General features: G+C 39.1%; 12 protein-coding genes. 8 read left to right on the forward strand and 4 right to left on the reverse strand.

What is annotated here, in order from left to right; translation table 11 throughout:
* The first annotated feature begins 9 nt into the window (after positions 1–9).
* From mukF to ABN236_RS01370, 7 genes are all read left to right on the forward strand, one after another.
* Positions 10–1,332, forward strand: coding sequence for a chromosome partition protein MukF (gene mukF / locus ABN236_RS01340; protein WP_349473200.1), 1,323 nt, complete (start codon positions 10–12; stop codon positions 1,330–1,332).
* Positions 1,313–2,044 carry a chromosome partition protein MukE gene (mukE, locus tag ABN236_RS01345; protein WP_211838953.1) on the forward strand — a complete coding sequence of 244 codons (732 nt, stop codon included), beginning with the start codon at positions 1,313–1,315 and terminating at the stop codon, positions 2,042–2,044. The genes mukF and mukE overlap by 20 nt, the downstream gene beginning before the upstream one ends.
* Positions 2,041–6,501 carry a chromosome partition protein MukB gene (gene mukB, locus ABN236_RS01350; RefSeq protein ID WP_349473201.1) on the forward strand — a complete coding sequence of 1,487 codons (4,461 nt, stop codon included), beginning with the start codon at positions 2,041–2,043 and terminating at the stop codon, positions 6,499–6,501. Before mukE ends, mukB begins: the two co-directional genes overlap by 4 nt.
* A gap of 226 nt (positions 6,502–6,727) precedes the next feature.
* Positions 6,728–7,441: an acid phosphatase AphA gene (aphA, locus tag ABN236_RS01355; RefSeq protein ID WP_088493285.1), complete on the forward strand. Its 714-nt coding sequence runs from the start codon at positions 6,728–6,730 to the stop codon at positions 7,439–7,441.
* Positions 7,442–7,799: 358 nt separating this feature from the next.
* Positions 7,800–9,527, forward strand: a complete 1,728-nt coding sequence (ldtD, locus tag ABN236_RS01360; RefSeq protein ID WP_349473202.1) for a L,D-transpeptidase — start codon at positions 7,800–7,802, stop codon at positions 9,525–9,527.
* Positions 9,528–9,856: 329 nt separating this feature from the next.
* Positions 9,857–10,405 carry a peptidoglycan L,D-endopeptidase MepK gene (gene mepK, locus ABN236_RS01365; protein WP_075673124.1) on the forward strand — a complete coding sequence of 183 codons (549 nt, stop codon included), beginning with the start codon at positions 9,857–9,859 and terminating at the stop codon, positions 10,403–10,405.
* Positions 10,406–10,442: 37 nt separating this feature from the next.
* Entirely contained in the window at positions 10,443–11,093 is a 651-nt protein-coding gene (locus tag ABN236_RS01370) for an MBL fold metallo-hydrolase (protein ID WP_349473203.1), read from the forward strand.
* Between the two features lie 153 nt (positions 11,094–11,246).
* On the opposite strand, the gene ABN236_RS01375 is transcribed toward ABN236_RS01370, so the two are convergent.
* The 4 genes from ABN236_RS01375 to pncB all read right to left on the reverse strand — a co-directional run bounded on the left by ABN236_RS01375 (position 11,247) and on the right by pncB (position 17,171).
* Positions 11,247–12,437, reverse strand: a complete 1,191-nt coding sequence (locus ABN236_RS01375) for an amino acid aminotransferase (RefSeq protein WP_349473204.1) — start codon at positions 12,435–12,437, stop codon at positions 11,247–11,249.
* Positions 12,438–12,858: 421 nt separating this feature from the next.
* Positions 12,859–13,947, reverse strand: a complete 1,089-nt coding sequence (locus tag ABN236_RS01380; protein ID WP_310989923.1) for a porin — start codon at positions 13,945–13,947, stop codon at positions 12,859–12,861.
* A 340-nt stretch (positions 13,948–14,287) separates the two neighbouring features.
* Positions 14,288–15,688 (reverse strand): asparagine--tRNA ligase, encoded by a 1,401-nt coding sequence (asnS, locus tag ABN236_RS01385; RefSeq protein WP_349473205.1) that lies wholly within the window; start codon positions 15,686–15,688, stop codon positions 14,288–14,290.
* A 268-nt stretch (positions 15,689–15,956) separates the two neighbouring features.
* Positions 15,957–17,171, reverse strand: a complete 1,215-nt coding sequence (pncB, locus tag ABN236_RS01390; protein WP_349473206.1) for a nicotinate phosphoribosyltransferase — start codon at positions 17,169–17,171, stop codon at positions 15,957–15,959.
* 340 nt (positions 17,172–17,511) lie between these two features.
* On the opposite strand from pncB, the gene pepN reads away from it, so the two are divergent.
* Positions 17,512–20,127 (forward strand): aminopeptidase N, encoded by a 2,616-nt coding sequence (gene pepN, locus ABN236_RS01395; RefSeq protein WP_349473207.1) that lies wholly within the window; start codon positions 17,512–17,514, stop codon positions 20,125–20,127.
* Positions 20,128–20,129: the final 2 nt, after the last annotated feature.

The following is a 20,129-nucleotide window of genomic DNA, read 5'->3' on the forward strand; positions in this document are numbered from 1 at the left end:
GGATGTACTATGAGTGATTTTACCCAGACAGTTCCTGAGTTAGTGTCTTGGGCGAGAAAAAATGACTTCTCAATCTCACTGCCACCAGAAAGATTAGCTTTTTTGATGGCTGTTGCTGTATTAAACAGCGAGCGTCTTGATGGCGAAATCAGTGAAGGGGAGTTAATTGATGCCTTTCGAGAAGTATGTAAAGGCTTCGAACAACCCGCAGAATCAATACAAGTTCGCGCAAATAATGCCATTAATGACATGGTAAAGCAGCGACTTTTTAACCGTTTTACCAGTGAATTGGTAGAAGGTAATGCAATATACCGTTTAACTCCGTTGGGAATTGGGATTAGTGATTACTATATTCGCCAACGTGAGTTTTCATCATTGCGCTTATCGATGCAACTTTCCATTGTGGCGGGTGAGCTTGATTCAGCAGCTAGTTCCGCTGAAGATGGTGGTGATGAATATCATTGGCATCGTAACGTTTTTGCACCTCTGAAATATTCAGTGGCAGAAATTTTCGATAGCATTGATTTGTCTCAGCGGATCATGGATGAGCAGCAAAATACAGTAAAAGAAGATATTGCTGCGCTATTAAACCAAGATTGGCAAGCGGCTATTTCAAGTTGTGAACAGTTGCTATCTGAAACTTCGGGTACATTAAGAGAGCTACAAGATACGCTTGAAGCTGCTGGTGACAAACTTCAAGCCAATCTCTTACGCATTCAAGAAGCAAACATGAATTCTGGTCATGTTGAGCAAATCGATACATTAGTATTTGAACTTCAAAGTAAGTTAGACCGCATTATTAGTTGGGGTCAGCAATCCATTGATTTGTGGATTGGATACGATAGACATGTCCATAAATTTATTCGTACAGCGATTGATATGGATAAAAACCGTATTTTCTCTCGCCGTTTACGTCAATCTGTACAAAACTATTTCGACAGCCCATGGGCATTAACTTACGCTAATGCTGATCGTTTATTTGATATGCGTGACGAAGAGCTTACCCTACGTGATGAAGAAGTCACAGGTGAGTTACCTGAAGAGCTTGAATATCAAATGTTCAGTGAAGTGAACGAACAAATAGCGCAATGGGTAGAGCAAGAGCTTGCTTCTTACAAATTAGAACAACGAGCATTAGATCTCAGTTCAGTGTTAGTTGAATACCTTAATCGTTATCCGCAACAGAAACATTTCGATGTTGCACGTATTGTTATTGACCAAGCAGTACGATTAGGTGTGGCGAAAGCTGAGCTCGCAGGATTACCTGCAAAATGGTCAGAAATTAACGAATATGGAGCTAAGGTACAAGCGCATGTCATCGATACATACTGAACAATTTATGCCAGCAAAACTGGCGCAGGCATTAGCGAACTCACTTTTTCCTGAACTGGATAGCCAGTTACGTGCAGGTCGACATATCGGTATAGACTCTCTAGATAATCATGCTTTCTTGATGGACTTTCAAGATGAGTTATCAGACTTTTATGCGCGTTATAACGTCGAATTAATTCGAGCGCCAGAAGGTTTCTTCTATTTGCGACCTCGCTCAACCACACTTATTCCACGCTCTGTTCTTTCTGAAATGGATATGCTGGTGGGGAAAATTCTTTGTTATCTCTATCTTAGCCCTGAACGATTAGCAAATCAGGGAATATTCACCGTTCAAGAGCTATTCGATGAATTAAGAACATTAGCAGATGAAAACAAACTTTTACGTTTAGTGAATCAACGCTCAACGGGTTCTGATCTTGATTTGCAAAAATTACAAGAAAAAATGAGAACCTCGCTAAATCGTTTACGTCGTTTAGGCATGATTTCATTCTTATTAAATGATATGCAGCGTTTTTCTATTACTGAATCTGTTTTCCGCTTTGGTGCCGATGTGCGCAGTGGCGATTCACCACTTGAGGCTCAAATGCGAATGATCCGTGATGGTGAAGCTATGGCGCTTGAAGATAGCTCAGAAGCTCTCAACGATGATGAAGAAAATGAAGATGAGCAATTACAATCCAGTGAAGATGATGCGGAGGGAGAAAATAAATGATTGAACGGGGAAAATTTCGCTCATTAACACTTATCAACTGGAATGGGTTTTTTGCTCGTACTTTTGATTTAGATGAGTTGGTGACTACGTTATCAGGTGGTAATGGTGCGGGTAAATCAACCACGATGGCTGCATTTATCACAGCTATGATCCCTGATCTTACTTTACTTCACTTCCGTAATACCACAGAAGCAGGGTCGACAAGCGGATCACGCGATAAAGGGTTATACGGGAAACTGCGTCCTGGTGTGTGTTATGCCGTATTGGATGTGATTAACTCGCGTCACTTACGTGCTGTGGTCGGTGTCCGTTTACAGCAAATTGCAGGACGTGATAAGAAAGTTGATATCAAACCCTTTATGATCCAAGGGCTGCCAATGGCAGAAAACCCAACAGAAATTTTGACGCAAGCTGTTGCGGATCGCCAAGCCCGTGTTTTACCGCTAAATGAATTAAAAGAAAAAGTTGAAGCCATTGATGGAGTTGTTTTCAGACAATTTAACTCTATTACTGATTTCCATGCCGTGATGTTTGATTTAGGGGTTATTCCTAAACGTTTACGCTCAGCGAGTGATCGCGCTAAATTCTATCGCTTAATTGAAGCCTCATTGTATGGCGGTATTTCAAGCGCAATTACACGCTCTTTACGTGATTATTTACTACCTGAAAATAGCGGTGTAAGAAAAGCTTTCCAAGATATGGAAGGCGCATTGCGTGAAAACCGAATGACGCTTGAAGCTATTCGTGTCACTCAATCTGATCGTGACTTATTTAAGCACTTAATTACAGAAGCGACATCTTATGTTGCTGCTGACTATATGCGTCATGCTAATGAACGACGTGTTCATCTTGATGAAGCTTTAAGCGTGCGCCGTGAGTTATGGAGCCAGCGTAAATCCATTAATAGTGAAGCGTATCGTTTTGTTGAGATGGGTAAAGAGTTAGAAGAACAACAAGCGTTATCTTCTGATCTTGAAGCGGATTATCAAGCGGCAAGTGACCGATTAAACTTAGTACAAAATGCAGTTCGCCAACAAGAAAAAATTGACCGTTATGTCGCTGATGTTGAAGAGATAACTTTCCGCTTAGAAGAACAAAGCGAAGTAGTTGAAGAAGCGGCATCTAAGAAAGAAGAACTTGAAGCACGTGTAGAATCGGCAGAAGAAGAAGTCGATGAACTGAAAAATCAGTTAGCAGACTATCAGCAGGCATTAGACGTACAACAAACACGCGCTATTCAATATCGCCAAGCGGTGCAGGCTTTAGAGCGTGCTAAAGCACAATGTGATATTGCTGATTTAGACGAAACCAATGCAGAGCAATGGGCTGAACGGATCCAAGCAAAAATTCAAACCATTACGCATTCATTGCTTTCTATGGAGCAGAAACTCAATGTTTCTGAAGCTGCGAAAACACAATTCGATCAAGCCTATAAGCTGGTGAGTTCAATTGTCGGTGAAGTTGAACGTCAAAATGCATGGGATGCTGCAAAAACGGCATTACGTGAATGGTCTTCTCATCGACATCAAGCGGATAGGGTTCATCCTATTCGTATGCAATTAGCTGAATTAGAACAGCGTTTACATCAGCGAAACAATGCAGAACGTCAACTTGAAGAATTTAACAAACATCATGGTAAATCGATGGAGCCTGATGATCTGTTAATTCTTCAAGATGAATTAGAAGCAAAAATTGAAGAGCTTAGCGATTACGTTAATGAGTCTGGCGAGCAGCGCATGCAAATGCGCCAAGAGTTAGATCAACTTAAACAACAAATTGAAAAGCTGAAAAAACAAGCACCTGCATGGCTTGCAGCACAAGATGCGTTAACACAATTATGTGAGCAGACTCGTCAATCTTTTGAAACGGGTCATCAAGTAACTGAATATATGCAACAGTTACTTGAAAAAGAGCGCGAAGCAACGGTATTACGTGATGAAACAGCAACTCGCAAACAGCAAATTGAAGCGCAAATTGAACGTTTAAGTCAGCCAAGTGGTGCTGAAGATGGGCGATTAATTACCTTAGCTGAACGCTTTAATGGTGTTTTATTATCAGAAATTTATGATGATATTACGTTAGACGATGCGCCTTATTTCTCTGCATTATATGGTCCAGCACGCCATGCGATTGTTGTACAAGATTTATCTCAAGTTCAGGCGCAATTAGAAACGTTAGAAGATTGTCCTGAAGATCTCTATTTTATCGAAGGCGATCCACAATCTTTCGATGATAGTGTATTTAATGCGCAAGAGATGGATAAAGCCGTTCTTATCAAGAGCACTGATAGACAATGGCGTTATTCTCGCTACCCTGAAATTCCACTGTTTGGTCGAGCGGCGCGTGAGAATCAATTAGAAATTTTATCTCGCCAGCGTGATGAGCTTTCTGAACTTTACGCAACGCAAGCTTTTGATGTACAGAAGATCCAACGTGCTCACCATGCCTTTAGCCAGTTTGTGGGACAACATATTTCTGTGGCATTTGAGGCTGATCCAGAAGAGGATATTCGCCAGCTCAACCAAAGACGTAATGAGCTAGAAAGAGCGTTAACACAATATGAAGAGAGTACTCAGCAACAGCGTCAACATTATGCGCGTGCTAAAGAATCGCTAAATCTTCTTAATAAACTTATTCCTCAAGTTAATATCTTGATGGATGAAACACTGATTGATCGAGTTGAAGAGTTACGTGAAGAGCTGTATGCCGCTGAAGAATCAATGCGCCACTTACAGCGTCATGAAAAAGCATTAGCAACATTAGAGCCTATCGCTTCAATCTTGCAAAGTGATCCACAAGCGCATGAGCAATTAGCACAAGATTACGAGCAAGCAAAAGCAGAACAGCAACGTTATCAGCAACAAGCTTTCTTGCTGGTGGAAGTGGTACAGCGTCGCCCTCACTTTAGTTATAGCGATGCCGTTGAGATTGTCAGTGAAAATAGTGATCTTAACGAGAAGCTACGCCACCGCTTAGAAATGGCTGAAACAGAACGCGCTACGGCAAGAGAGCTTTATCGTCAACAGCAAGCGCAATGTGCTCAATTTAATCAAGTACTCGCATCATTAAAAAGCTCCTTTGACACTAAATCTGAATTACTCAGAGAGCTTGAGCAAGAGATGCGCGATACAGGGATACATATTGATATTGGTGCAGAAGCAAGAGCCAAAGAGTTGCGCGATCAACGTTATTCTGCGGTAAGTGCAAACCGCACACGCATCAGCCAGCTTGAGCGAGATATCGCACTAAGTGAAGCTGAGCGAGATAATCTAACCAAGAAAATTCGTAAACTTGAACGTGACTACATTCAAATTCGTGAGCATGTTGTGAGTGCAAAAGCGGGTTGGTGCGCAGTTATGCGATTAGTGAAAGAAAATGGTATGGAGCGTCGTTTACATCGTCGAGACTTTGCTTATCTTTCTGCTGATGAATTACGTTCAATGTCGGATAAGGCGTTAGGTGCGTTACGCCAAGCGGTTGCTGATAATGAATATTTACGTGATGCGTTACGTCGCTCAGAAGATGCGAAGTACCCCGATCGTAAAGTTCAGTTCTTTATTGCGGTATACCAGCATTTAAGAGAACGTATTCGCCAAGATATCATTAAAACGGATGATCCAGTTGATGCGATTGAACAGATGGAAATCGAGCTTGCTCGCTTAACTGAAGAGTTAACTAGCCGTGAACAAAAATTAGCGATTAGTTCACGAAGTGTAGCGAATATTATTCGTAAAACTATTCAGCGTGAGCAAAACCGTATTCGTATGCTAAACCAAGGTTTACAAGCGGTTTCATTTGGTCAGGTGCGTGGTGTCCGACTCAACGTCAATATCCGCGAAAGTCATCAAGTGTTATTGGATGTATTATCTGAAGAAGATAACCAGTATCAAGATCTATTTAAAAACCAAAACCTGACTTTCTCCGAAGCAATGGCGAAACTTTATCAACGTTTAAACCCTCAAGTGGATATTGGTCAACGTATGCCACAAACTGTGGGTGAAGAGCTGTTAGATTACCGTAATTACCTTGAAATGGATGTTGAGGTTAATCGTGGGCCAGAAGGTTGGTTAAAAGCAGAAAGTGGCGCTTTATCAACCGGTGAAGCTATTGGTACGGGGATGTCAATTCTGGTAATGGTCGTACAGAGCTGGGAAGAAGAATCACGACGCTTAAGAGGAAAAGATATCTCTCCTTGTCGTTTGCTCTTCCTTGATGAAGCGGCTCGTTTAGATGCGAAATCTATTGCAACGTTATTTGAGCTTTGCGATCGTCTTGATATGCAGCTAATTATTGCAGCACCAGAAAATATCAGCCCAGAAAAAGGAACAACCTATAAATTAGTACGTAAAGTGTTCAATGGTACTGAACATGTACACGTTGTTGGATTAAAAGGTTTTGGTCAACAGGCTGAAAAAGATAAAATTGCATCATCAAATGTTGCTGAAATAACAGAATGATTTTATTCCATTATTAGCCTCAAGATGGTAAGAATAAAGGCGCTACGGGCTTATGCTTATAGCGCCTTCTTTTTTTAAAGTGTTACATAGATCAAAAAATGAAAGTAAATTAACAAAAAAATGAAATTTTAAATGGCATAACGTGCGCCATATCTCATTTAAATGTAATCATGATGTTTATGATTGTTCCCGTATGTGATTAATATAAAAATTTAAAGGAAAAAGAATGCGTAAAGTCACGTTAGCTTTTAGTGCAATTGCTTTAGCGTTAAGCTTAAACGGCGCAGCAATGGCAAAAGTACATCTGCCAGAAGTTGTTAGCCCAGGCGTTACCGTTGCACAACTTGCACAACAACAACCAATTCATTGGGTTTCTGTTGCTGATATTGAAAAAAGCCTTGCAGGTCAAGCACCGATGGCGGTTGGTTTTGATATTGATGACACCGTTCTGTTCTCAAGCCCAGGTTTCTACCGTGGTAAACTGGAATACTCTCCAAACGATTTCAGCTACCTGAAAAATCCAGAATTCTGGGAAAAAATGAATAACGAGTGGGATAAATTCAGTATGCCTAAACAAGTCGGTATCGATCTTGTTCAGATGCACTTAAAACGTGGAGATACTGTTTATTTCATTACTGGTCGTACTCAAACTAAAACTGAGACTGTGACCAAATATGTACAAGAAGGCTTAAACATTCCTGCTGATAAAATGCAGCCTGTTATTTTTGCTGGTGACCAACCAGGTGCAAATAACAAAGTAAGCTGGATGCGTGATCATAAACTAAAAATTTACTACGGTGATGCTGATGCAGATATCGCAGCAGCAGATGAGCTGAACATCCGTGGTATTCGTATTCTGCGTGCTGCTAACTCTTCTTACCAACCACTGCCAAAAGCAGGTCAGTTTGGTGAAGAAGTGGTTATCAATTCAGAGTACTAATCTTTACCCTTTGTTTACCTTTATTTGTAAGGCGTAGGAAACTACGCCTTTTTCTATTTTCTATTTTAAGACACCTTCCATTTAAATAATCTTATTATCTATTCACAATTCTTTATTATTCATTAATAGCTATTTTTAATTTGTCTATTTTTTGTTCTTTTATTGCGACTTTATTTAAATTATATATTTTGAATATAAAAACGCTTAAATAGTCTTTTTTTGATGAAATAAAATCAAATTTCTATCAGGGGCTTACAAAACTTTAAAAATATTAGTTTATTCCTATAAAACTCTTTTCCAAGCTCATCTAATATTCTAGGATACCAAAATAATAATAAGGGATGAGGGTAGAGGATTTATGGCGCATCAACCAATTAAAAGAGCAATCGCATATTCAGTTGTTATAGGTACACTCCTTTCTGGCCATTATGCAATGGCTACAGAAACAGAGCCTGTGACTTTATCTACACCCGAAACAGAAAACGCGACATTAGTTCCTGTAAATAATGAAGCTATGCCAGCACCTGCAATTGTGGCAATGAATGTTCCACAAGTGACCGAGTTAGAAGCAAGAACAAAACTACAATCGTGGAGTCCAACGGGATATAAACCGTTATATTTAACCCAGCTAGCGAAAGTTTACCAAGCGAATAACTTAGCATTAATCTGGCAAGATGAAAAAATAGTACAGCAATTACAGCAACAAATTGCTGAAGCCGCTATGTCAGGGATCCAACCTCAATTCGGGCAATGGCTAATACAATTAGGAGCGCCTGAATTAACAAAAGAAGCACGTGATCTTATTTTATCAGATGCTTTTTTAGGCTATATCAGTTTTGTTGAGCAAGTGAATAAATCAGGCATATCTTTACTGTATCGTGATGTGATGCAAACATTACCATCGCCAACTGATAAATCAGTCGTGGAATTGCAGCAAAATATCCAAAATAACACCTTAGGTAGTTTTGTTATTTCTTATGCACCGTCCCATCCCTATTACAACTTAATGAAAGAGGAAGTGCGTAAGCAGTTACATAGCTCAGTTGTTTGGCCAGAAATGCAAGGAACAACATCATTAAAGCCAAATCAATCGTCACAAGAAGTTGTACCTCTAAGACAGATTTTACGTAATTTAAAATTAATTCCTGAACTGGCTGCGAATGAGCAGGAAATAGCGACAACTGTTTATGATGCGTCTTTAGTTGCGGCTGTTAAATTATTTCAAACTGCGCATGGGTTAGAGCCAGATGGTATTATTGGGCGACAAACGCGAGTATGGTTAAATATAACACCAGCACAACGCGCGAGTATTATGGCATTAAATATTCAACGTCTTCGCCTGACACCCGCCATTGGTGATACTGGAATTTGGGTTAATATTCCTGATTTCTCACTCTATTTTTATGCGAATAACGAGCTTATTCTTGATTCAAAAGTCATTGTTGGGCGTCCTGATAGAAAAACACCGATTATGAGTAGCGCACTTAACAATGTTGTGGTTAATCCACCTTGGAATGTGCCAACAAGTATGACTCGTAAAGATATTGTACCTAGAGGAAAGGCAGATCCTAGTTACTTTAGTCGTAAGGGATATACCATTTATTCAGGGTGGGGGAATGATGCTTACCCTATTAACCCTTATGACATTGATTGGCAAAATATGAGTGCAAATAACTTCCCTTACCGAATTTGGCAGGCGCCGGGGCCAACAAACTCATTAGGGCGTTATAAATTTAATATGCCAAATTCAGATGCAATATATCTGCATGACACACCAAACCATTCACTGTTCTCAAAAAATATGAGAGCAATTAGTTCAGGTTGTATTCGTGTAAATAAAGCCTCTGAGCTTGCTTCCATTTTATTGGGTGATGCGGGATGGAAACAAGATAGAATTGATGCGGCATTAAAACGTGGATCAACACAATATGCGCCAATTCCTGAACGTATTCCGGTTTATTTATATTATCAAACAGCATGGGTGGCTCAGGAAAATGCACCTCAATATCGTGCAGATATTTATGGTTATGACAAAGTTACTACCAATGTACAACCCTATTTAGAGAATATTAAGAAATACTTGTAATATAAAAAAGTATAAATTGAATAAAGGGTGGCTAAATTGGCTACCCTTTATTTATATATAAATCAATGAGATATTTTTATATATTGTATTTTTTAATAAGAGAACTAAAAGAATAATAAATATACAAAAGATTTTTAAAATTTCTATTAAAAATAGAATGATAAAAAGAGTCTTTAGTATAAATAACTAAATTAATAAGATTTGAAATGCTAATAAATTAAAATGAAGTGTTATTTACAATACTATACAAACTATAAGAAACAATTCGAGAAAAATATTGTCATAATAAAGGTTCTTCCTCCTGAAATAATTTTTTGAGTGCATATACTATGGATATTATTGATTCACACCGCCGTAAGTGGCTGGGGCTTGGTATGGCCGCAGTGGGGTTAGGGTTATTGCCTTCTCATGCATTTGCTTCATTAGCAACACCTCGTCCAAAAATCCTTCGCTTTAATAATTTAAATACCGGTGAAACTATTAAAGCCGAGTTTTTTGATGGAAAACGCTATAACAAACATGAGCTTGCTAAATTAAATCACCTTTTTAGAGATTATCGTCAAAACAAAATCAAAACCATTGATCCCGCACTGTTTGACCAAATTTACTTACTGCAAGTGATGCTTAATAACAATAAGCCTGTTGAACTTATTTCAGGTTATCGTTCATTAGTAACCAATAATAATTTGCGCCAAAGCAGTAGTGGTGTAGCAAAGAAAAGTTATCATACACGCGGACAAGCAATGGATTTTCGTTTAGTGGGCACTGATCTTTCTAAAGTTCGTCAAGTCGCATTAAGAATGAAAGCGGGCGGTGTAGGTTATTATCCAAGAAGTAATTTTGTGCATATTGATACAGGACCTGTTCGCTCATGGTAATCTATTGAGAATTAGTTAATAGAGAGTGGAGTGATTCATGATGTATCACATTGTACCTGTGACAAACTATATGCAAAATTGCACCCTTATTTGGTGTGATGAAACGAAGGAAGCGGCAATTGTTGATCCTGGTGGAGATGTCGAAACGCTTATTGCAGAAATCGAAGCCCGCCAATTAACATTAACCAAAGTATTATTAACGCACGGACACTTTGATCATATTGCAGGCACCTCTCAAATTGTTGAGCATTTTAATGTTCCTGTTTATGGTCCTCATAAAGATGATAATTTCTTATTAGAGGAATTAGAACAACAGTGTCGTATGTTTAATTTCCCTTGCGGAAAGTCATTTGCACCAGATAGCTGGCTAAATGAAGGCGATACCATCACAATTGGTAACACTGTTTCGTTATCTGTTTTACATTGCCCAGGTCATACACCGGGACATATTATTTTTGTAAATCATCAGAATAAACTTATCTCCATGGGAGATGTGTTATTCAAAGAAAGCATTGGTCGTACCGATTTCCCGCGTGGAAACCATGCCGATCTTATTGCTTCAATCAAAAATAAAGTCTTACCTTTAGGCGATGATTATCTGTTTATTCCGGGACACGGCCCTATGTCTAATTTAGGGCATGAACGCCAATATAACCCTTTTTTACAAGATAAAATGCCAATCTGGTGATCTTGCACGAATATAAATAAACAAATGAAAGCTCTTTATTATAAAGAGCTTTTTTATCAGTAAAAAATGTGATTTATATTTTTATTGATCTGAATAAAAATGCCACGTTATTAAACAACGTGGCATTTATCTTCATTACACTTGATAAGGTAATTAGAGTACTGCAACAATGGCTTCACAAAGTGGAACCATATTCTCAAGAGTTAAACCTGCAACGTTAATACGACCAGATCCTACGATATAAATACCGTATTCAGCACGTAAACGCTCAACTTGCTCTTTATTTAAACCACTAAATGAGAACATACCATTTTGGTCGATAATAAAGCTAAAGTCTTGTTTAGCACCTTTTTCTTGCAGCGTAGTCACTAACAGTTGACGCATACGCTGAATACGTTCGCGCATAGTTGTTAGCTCTTCAATCCACTCTTCTTTTAACTCTGGGTTAGAAAGAATAGTTGTTACCACTGAAGCGCCGTGTGCTGGTGGATTTGAGTAGTTTGCACGAATAATTGCTTTTGCTTGGCTAAAGGCTTTTTCAGCAGTGTCACTGTCTTTGGTGACAATGGTACATGCACCTACACGTTCATTGTAAAGACCGAAGTTTTTAGAATATGAACTAGCAACAATAAGCTCAGGATTTTTTTCTGCAAAGAGACGTAAGCCTTGAGCATCTTCTTGAAGACCGCGAGCAAAACCTTGGTATGCAAAGTCAAAAACAGGCAACCAGCCTTTTTCTGCTGATAGTTCAGCTAATTGACGCCATTGTTCTTCAGTTGGATCAATACCGCTTGGGTTATGGCAGCAACCGTGGAACAGAACAACATCACCCGCTTGAGCTTTAGCAAGGCTTGCTAACATGCCTTCAAAATCTAACCCACGATTTTTTGCATCGTAATAATCATAATTGCAGATCTCAAGACCTGCAGTTTGGAAAATATTGTTATGGTTAGGCCAAGTTGGGTTACTAATCCAAACACGTTTTGCTGTGGTTTGTTGAGCAATAAAATCAGCCGCAATACGTAAAGCACCTGTACCACCTGGAGCTTGTGCTGTACGTGCGCGTTTTTCAGAGATAATAGGATGTTGTTCACCAAACAAAAGTGCTTGGGTCACATTGCCAAATTCAGGAATACCGCTAATAGGAAGGTAGTTTTTGGTGGTTTCGTTTTCTAACAGGTATTTTTCTGCTTTCTTAACGGTGGTTAAAACAGGCGTTTTACCTGTCTCATCTTTGTAAACACCAATTCCTAAATTAATTTTGTTTTCACGAGGATCAGAACGGAAACTATCAGCTAAACCCAGAATAGGATCGGCTGGTGCAGCAATGATTTTCTCAAACATAGTGTAATTGTTCCCTAAGCTCAAAACGAAGCCGAAATATGAGTATCAAGAGTAACGCTATGAGGCCTTTTTGCCAACTGTTTGTAGAGAAATTAACAAGAAGTTGTGAACTAAGTGAGAATAAATAGCAAATCAAGATGTAAATAAGTGAATATCCTGTGATTACATTAACATGTAAAAATAATCACTAAAAAGGCAGAATTGTTTAGTATGATAAACTTTTGAATATTTCAAAAATAGAAACTACAGAGAGTGCTATCACAAGAGAGACGCTAATCAAGCGTGATTAATATAGGGATAAAATAAAAAGATAAGGGAAAGGAGAGAGCAGGTGTGCCAAATTATGCAAATAAAAAAGCAACACCGAAGTGTTGCTTTTCAAATCAATTAACTTGACTGTTTATAATTACCTAAGCGGTAATTAGAACTGATAAGTCAGACCTAAACCAACTACGTTGTCGTCGTTGATGCCCAGTTTATTATCAGATTTGATCAGGTTGATTTTGTAATCAACAACTGCAGTCATATTTTTGTTAAATTTGTAGAAAGAACCTACAGAGATATATTTAACTAAATCTTCGTCGTTTACGCCGTTAACATCTAAGTCTTTACCTTTAGATTGAACGTAACCTAAAGATGGTTTCAGACCTAAGTCAGCGAAATCGTACTGTGCAGTTAACTCGATGTTTTGAGTTTTGTTAGCAATGTTGCCTTTGAAACCAGTCATGTTACGAGTTTCACCGTACATAGCTGCTAAGTAAACATTGTTAGCTGCAAATTTACCACCAAAGTTCCATGCTTCTGCACGTTCACCTTTAGCTGTGCTTAACTTTTGTTCTGCAGTACGAGCAGCGTTAGAATAACCACCACCCAGAGTTACACCCCAGCCTAAGTTATAAGCTGTAGAGAAACCGAAGCCGTCGCCATTCTGTTTTTTGATTTCAGTACGGTCGTTGTTAGTTTCTGAGTTGTTTTTGCCTTGATATTGCAGAGCAAAGTTCAGACCATCAACGTAACCGAACATATCAGTGTTACGGTAAGTCAGAACGCCAGTAGTACGACCAGTCATGAAGTTGTCAGTTTGTGACATAGAGTCGCCGCCCCATAAAGGCAGAACGTCTGTCCATGCGTTGGTGTCGTAAATTACACCGTAGTTACGACCGTAGTCTACTGAACCAAAGTCAGCGAATTTAAAACCAGCGTAAGCGAAACGAGCACGTGAATCAGTGTCGCCTTCAGCTTTGTTAGTACGGATTTCGTATTCGAAACGACCGAAACCAACTAAATCTTTATTGATTTGAGTTTCGCCTTTGAAACCGATACGAGCACGAGAAGCGTCACCGCTTTCTTGACCGCGATCTCTATCAGAGTTAGCGAAGTAATGACGAACGTCAACTTTACCGTAGATGTCTACTTTGTTGCCGTCTTTGTTGTACATTTCAGCTGCGTTTGCTGCACCAGCAAACATTAAAGCTGGGATTACCACTGCAAGAAGATTGCGCTTCATCATTATTATTACCCTCATTGGTGTTATTCAGACACCTTTGCCACTGCCAGAAATAGTTTCTTAATTTTTATGGAACTATTTATGAGAGTTAAGTGTCGTCTGTGTCGGGTGACAGTGTTCCATTGGTAAAAAATTTTATCTACCCCCAATTTGCTACAAAAACGAAAAAAGTGTAACAAATTGTAACTATGTATTTCAAAGTATGTATTTTGGGGAACTTTTGAATTAAATAACAGCCATGCATAAAAAAAGCCAACCTTGAGGTTGGCTTCTTCACTTAAGTAAAACTAGTACAATAAAACAGCAATGCAAATTTCCAGTTGAATACTAATTAATCACTAAATTAAAAATCTGCATTTCTTGGTGTACGTGGGAATGGAATAACTTCACGAACGTTTGCGACACCGGTCACATAAGCAACTAAACGTTCAAAACCTAAACCAAATCCTGAATGAGGCACGGTGCCATAACGACGCAGGTCGCGATACCACCAGTAGTCTTCTTTGTTCATTCCCATTTCTTCTAAACGTTTATCAAACATATCTAAACGTTCTTCACGTTGAGAACCACCGATGATTTCACCAATTCCCGGCGCTAACACGTCCATTGCTGCAACTGTTTTACCGTCTTCATTCATACGCATATAGAATGCTTTGATATCTTTCGGGTAGTTTTTCACAACAACAGGTGCTTTAAAGTGTTTCTCTGCAAGGTAACGCTCATGCTCAGAAGAGAGGTCAACACCCCAATAAACTGGGTTTTCAAATTTCTCACCACAGTTTTCAAGCACAGTGACTGCATCGGTATAATCGATTTGAGCAAAATCAGAGGTGATAAAGTTCTCTAAGCGTGAGATAGCGTCTTTATCGACACGTTGTGCAAAGAATTCCATATCATCTTTACGTTCTGCTAACACTGCTGCAAAGGTGTATTTCAACATTTTTTCAGCAAGGGCTGCGATATCGTTAAGATCAGCAAATGCCACTTCAGGCTCAACCATCCAGAATTCAGCGAGATGACGGCTGGTATTTGAGTTTTCAGCACGGAATGTTGGACCAAAAGTATACACTTTGCTTAATGCAGAGGCGTAAGTTTCACCATTTAGCTGACCAGAAACAGTTAAAAACGCTTCACGGCCAAAAAAGTCTTCACTGAAATCGACTTCGCCTTTATCTGTACGTGGCAGATTGTTCATATCTAATGTAGAGACACGGAACATTTCACCTGCACCTTCTGTATCAGCCGCTGTGATCAGTGGCGTAGAAACCCAGAAGAAGCCTTGTTCATCGAAGAAACGATGTAGTGCTTGTGCTAATGTGTGACGAACACGAGCAACTGCACCAATTAAGTTAGTACGAGGACGAAGGTGAGCAACCTCACGTAGGTACTCAATACTATGACGTTTGGCGGCCATCGGATAAGTTTCCGGATCATCGACCATTCCTACCACAACAACGTTGGTGGCTTGAATTTCAAAGTTCTGTCCCTGGCCCGGAGATTCAACAATTTTACCGGTGACTACCACAGAACAGCCTGTGGTTAAGTGCAGCACTTCATCTTGATAATTCGGTAAATTATTATTAATGATGGCCTGTACTGGATTAAAGCAGGAACCGTCATAGACGGTAAGGAATGAGATACCAGCTTTTGAATCTCTTCTTGTACGTACCCAACCGCGAACGGTGACGTCTTCGCCAACCGCGATACGGCCTTGCAGTACGTCGACTACAGGCGCAACGATCATAAATAAATCTCTCTTCGTTTAATTAAAATAATTGTTTGGTTAATTCATTCTGCCCTTGTCGGACAGTTTTTCTATGTTACTTGCAATAGCGCAGGAAACAAGTAGGAAATTTTAGTTTAAAGAGTCAATAAAGAAGAGAAAAGCTTTTGTATAAAATAAATTGATTAAAATAGATGAAATATTGATAAAAGTAGCGGTTATGGCAGAGATAAGACAAAAGAAAGGGCAATTTTTACCCTTTCTTTTATTAATGAAGATTTTTCGTTAATTAACAGGCTTGTTTAACAAGAGGAACGTCAAAGGCTTTGCGTAGCTTGTCAACAAAGTCATTGTCGTCACAAATGGTTTTACCTGGGCTATCTGATAATTTAGCAACTGGCTTACCATTACATTCCACCAGCTTAATCACAATATTAAGCGGTGTGATTTCAGGAATGTTGCAAGTGAGTCGAGTACCAATACCAAAGATTAAACGAATACGCTTATGGAAATGTTTATAAAGTACCAGCGCTTTTTGAAAATCAAGACTATCAGAAAAGACTAATACTTTACTCATTGGATCAATGCCCAATTTTTCATAATGCGCGATCGCTTTTTCACCCCATTCAATAGGATCGCCAGAGTCGTGACGTAAACCTTGGTAGCTCTCTGCAAAGTTTTTATCGAAATCACGCAAAAACGCATCCATTGTAATGCAATCTGTTAATGCGATACCTAATTGATCAGGGTATTCATCTAACCAAGACTGCAAGGCGGCGCGCTGACTATTTGCCAATTCAGGGCTAATCTGTTGATGAGCCTGAAACCACTCGTGAGCTTGTGTTCCCACTGGGGCTAATTGCATCCGTTCAGCGAAATGATAATTACTTGTACCAATAAGATAAGGAAAATGATTTTTCAGCTCATCCACAATGGCACACTGCACATCATAAGAAAAACGGCGGCGAGTACCAAAATCCATCAACTTAAAATCAGCTAAGTCAATCTGTTGCTCAGCAGCATCACGGTAGAAGATATCAATTAATTTACGTAGCTGATTAACTGCATCATCTGGTGTGATTTGAGGCGAGCGGGCACGATGTACAATTTCACTCACTAAAGCCAACAACGGAACTTCCCATAAAATAACTTCGCGCCAAGGGCCTGTTATTCTGATCGTCAGTTGGTTTTCAGGTGTCGCTGAAATTTGGACTTGTTCTGGTTTAAAGCGGAAATGTTTGAACCATTGCAGATAGTCATTTTTGAAAAAGGGGAGACTCTGAAGATAGTCAAATTCTTCATTCGTTAATGACAGGTCTGCCATCATATTAACTTGATGGCGTAAGGTTGTTGCATATTCACCTAGACGTTCATCACTCCGACAGCGGAACTCAGCAACGACAGGAATATCACTATAATGGTGGTAAACCGCTTGTTGCATGTGGAGCTTATATGCATCGGTATCCAACAGTGATGTAATAATCGGTGTAGCGTCTAAAATCATAGCGCGTCAAGCATCCTCACGGAGCGTTTTTATGTCTGCTAAATCGTTAAGGTTGGAGAGTATACCCGAATATGACGACAAAGCGTCACTATTCAACAATATTTCTCTGCGACATAAAAACAAGCTGTAAAACTTAGATGAGTTTACCACGTTAAACATAATTTGGGAGTATATTAGCATCATTTACCAAATAAATTGATTACATGTATTAATAAACTATTAACATTCTGTTGACTTTTAATGTTTTCAATTGAATATTCGACTGGCTAAACAGATTTTTGACGAGTAAGCTTTGGTAATATAACCGTTAAATAGTCGTGTTAACTAAAAGGTTTTTTCTATGACACAACAAAGAATCGCGAAATTTCGCAAAGATTATCGTGCTCCTGACTACACAATCACCGATTTACATCTTGATTTTATCTTAGATAAAGAAAATACCCAGGTTACAGCGATAAGCCAGTGTAAACGCCTAAACTCAGATGCAACGGCATTAGTGTTAGATGGTGAAGACTTAACATTAAAATCAATTGCAGTAAATGATGTTGCTTGGACACACTATAAAGAAGAAAACGGCAAACTCATCATTGAACAACTGCCAGAGCAATTTACATTAAAAATTGTTAATGAGATTAATCCATCAGCTAATACAGCATTAGAAGGGCTGTATGTTTCTGGTGATGCATTATGTACACAGTGCGAAGCAGAAGGCTTCCGCCATATTACCTACTATTTAGATAGACCAGATGTATTAGCTCGTTACACCACAACAATTACGGCAGACAAAAAACAGTATCCTTACTTATTGTCGAATGGTAACCGTATTGCACAAGGTGAACTTGATGATGGTCGTCATTGGGTAACATGGGAAGATCCACATCCAAAACCAAGTTATTTATTTGCGGTAGTGGCGGGTGACTTTGATGTATTACGAGATACTTTTACCACCAAAAGCGGTCGTGAAGTTGCTTTAGAGCTTTTTGTTGATAAAGGTAATTTAGATCGTGCAGATTGGGCAATGACATCATTGAAAAATGCGATGGCATGGGATCAATCTCGCTTTAATTTAGAATACGATCTCGATATCTATATGATAGTCGCTGTTGATTTCTTTAATATGGGTGCGATGGAGAATAAAGGACTGAATGTCTTTAACTCTAAATATGTGCTAGCAAAAAGTGAAACGGCAACCGACAAAGATTACTTAGGTATTGAGTCTGTTATTGGTCATGAATATTTCCATAACTGGACAGGTAACCGCATCACTTGCCGTGATTGGTTCCAATTAAGCCTAAAAGAAGGTTTAACCGTTTTCCGTGATCAAGAATTTAGCTCTGACTTAGGCTCTCGCTCTGTTAATCGTATCAATAATGTACGAGTGATGCGTACCGCACAGTTTGCAGAAGATGCAAGCCCTATGGCACATCCAATTCGTCCTGATAGTGTGATCGAAATGAACAACTTCTATACTTTAACAGTATATGAAAAAGGTTCAGAAGTGATCCGAATGATCCACACCTTATTAGGCGAAGAGCAATTCCAAGCTGGCATTCAAATGTATATTCATCGTCATGATGGTAGTGCTGCAACTTGTGACGATTTTATTCAAGCAATGGAAGATGCCTCTAATGTTGATCTGACCTTATTCCGTCGTTGGTATAGCCAATCAGGTACGCCACAACTGACAGTTCGTGATAGTTATGATGCTAATAAAAAGCAATACACTTTAACTGTTAGCCAAATGACACCACCGACGGCCGATCAATCAGAGAAACAGCCATTACATATTCCATTAGATATTGAATTATATGATAGCAAAGGCAATGTGATCCCACTACGTTCACAAGGTCAAACTATTTCTAATGTATTAAATGTGGTACGTGAAGAGCAGCAGTTTATCTTTGATGATGTACCAGAACAACCGATCCCATCTTTATTACGAGAGTTCTCTGCGCCTGTAAAACTTGATTATCCATTTACGGATGAGCAACTCTCTTTCCTAATGAAATATGCACGCAATGCATTTTCACGTTGGGATGCAGCTCAAGCATTATTAGGTCGTTATATAAAAGAAAATGTTGCTCGAGTTCAAAAAGGCGAAACCTGTATTCTTCCTGAAATGGTGGTTGATGCATTCCGCGCAGTATTACTTGATAAAGATATTGACCCTGCATTAGCTGCACTTATTCTGACATTACCAACAGATGTCGAAGCGGGTGAATCATTTAATATTATTGATCCTGTTGCCATCCATAAAGCGCTTGGTTTTATTCGTACAACACTGGCAACTGAAATGGCAGATGAATTCTCTGCTGTTTATCATTCAATGCATATTGGTGCTTATCGTGTTAATCATGATGATATTGCAAAACGTGATTTGCGTAATGTTTGTTTAGCTTATTTAGCAGTTGAAAATGAGCAAACAGGTAATCAACTTGTTGATGTGCAATACCACAACAGTGATAACATGACTGATGCACTTGCCGCACTTAATGCTGCTGTAATGGCTCAGTTACCTTGCAAAGATGCGTTATTACAAGAATTCGATGATAAATGGCATCAAGACGGTTTAGTGATGGATAAATGGTTTAGTTTACAAGCCATGAGCCCAGCAGCAGATGTGTTACAGACAGTACGTAGTCTGTTATCTCATCGCTCATTTACACTTGCAAACCCTAACCGCACTCGTGCGTTAATTGGTGCCTTTGTAAATAATAACCCAGTCGCTTTCCACGCTGAAGATGGTTCTGGTTACTTATTATTGACAGAAATTCTGACTGATTTAAATAGCCGTAACCCACAAGTTGCATCACGCCTTATCGAGCCGTTTATTCGTCTCAAGCGTTATGATGCAACACGCCAAGAAAAAATGCGTGCAGAGTTATTAAAACTGAAAGAACTTGAGAATTTATCAGGTGATTTATATGAGAAAATTACCAAAGCGTTAGCTGATTAATA

It is taken from the genome of Proteus sp. fly-1013 (genome assembly GCF_040140245.1).
GTDB classification, from domain to species: Bacteria; Pseudomonadota; Gammaproteobacteria; order Enterobacterales; family Enterobacteriaceae; genus Proteus; species Proteus mirabilis_B.

Excerpts from the sequence above, each read along its gene's own strand:
- mukF (WP_349473200.1), top strand. The coding sequence starts at position 10 with ATGAGTGATTTTACCCAGACAGTTCCTGAGTTAGTGTCTTGGGCGAGA.
- mukE (WP_211838953.1), top strand. The coding sequence starts at position 1,313 with ATGTCATCGATACATACTGAACAATTTATGCCAGCAAAACTGGCGCAG.
- mukB (WP_349473201.1), top strand. The coding sequence starts at position 2,041 with ATGATTGAACGGGGAAAATTTCGCTCATTAACACTTATCAACTGGAAT.
- aphA (WP_088493285.1), top strand. The coding sequence starts at position 6,728 with ATGCGTAAAGTCACGTTAGCTTTTAGTGCAATTGCTTTAGCGTTAAGC.
- ldtD (WP_349473202.1), top strand. The coding sequence starts at position 7,800 with ATGGCGCATCAACCAATTAAAAGAGCAATCGCATATTCAGTTGTTATA.
- mepK (WP_075673124.1), top strand. The coding sequence starts at position 9,857 with ATGGATATTATTGATTCACACCGCCGTAAGTGGCTGGGGCTTGGTATG.
- ABN236_RS01370 (WP_349473203.1), top strand. The coding sequence starts at position 10,443 with ATGATGTATCACATTGTACCTGTGACAAACTATATGCAAAATTGCACC.
- ABN236_RS01375 (WP_349473204.1), bottom strand. The coding sequence starts at position 12,437 with ATGTTTGAGAAAATCATTGCTGCACCAGCCGATCCTATTCTGGGTTTA.
- ABN236_RS01380 (WP_310989923.1), bottom strand. The coding sequence starts at position 13,947 with ATGATGAAGCGCAATCTTCTTGCAGTGGTAATCCCAGCTTTAATGTTT.
- asnS (WP_349473205.1), bottom strand. The coding sequence starts at position 15,688 with ATGATCGTTGCGCCTGTAGTCGACGTACTGCAAGGCCGTATCGCGGTT.
- pncB (WP_349473206.1), bottom strand. The coding sequence starts at position 17,171 with ATGATTTTAGACGCTACACCGATTATTACATCACTGTTGGATACCGAT.
- pepN (WP_349473207.1), top strand. The coding sequence starts at position 17,512 with ATGACACAACAAAGAATCGCGAAATTTCGCAAAGATTATCGTGCTCCT.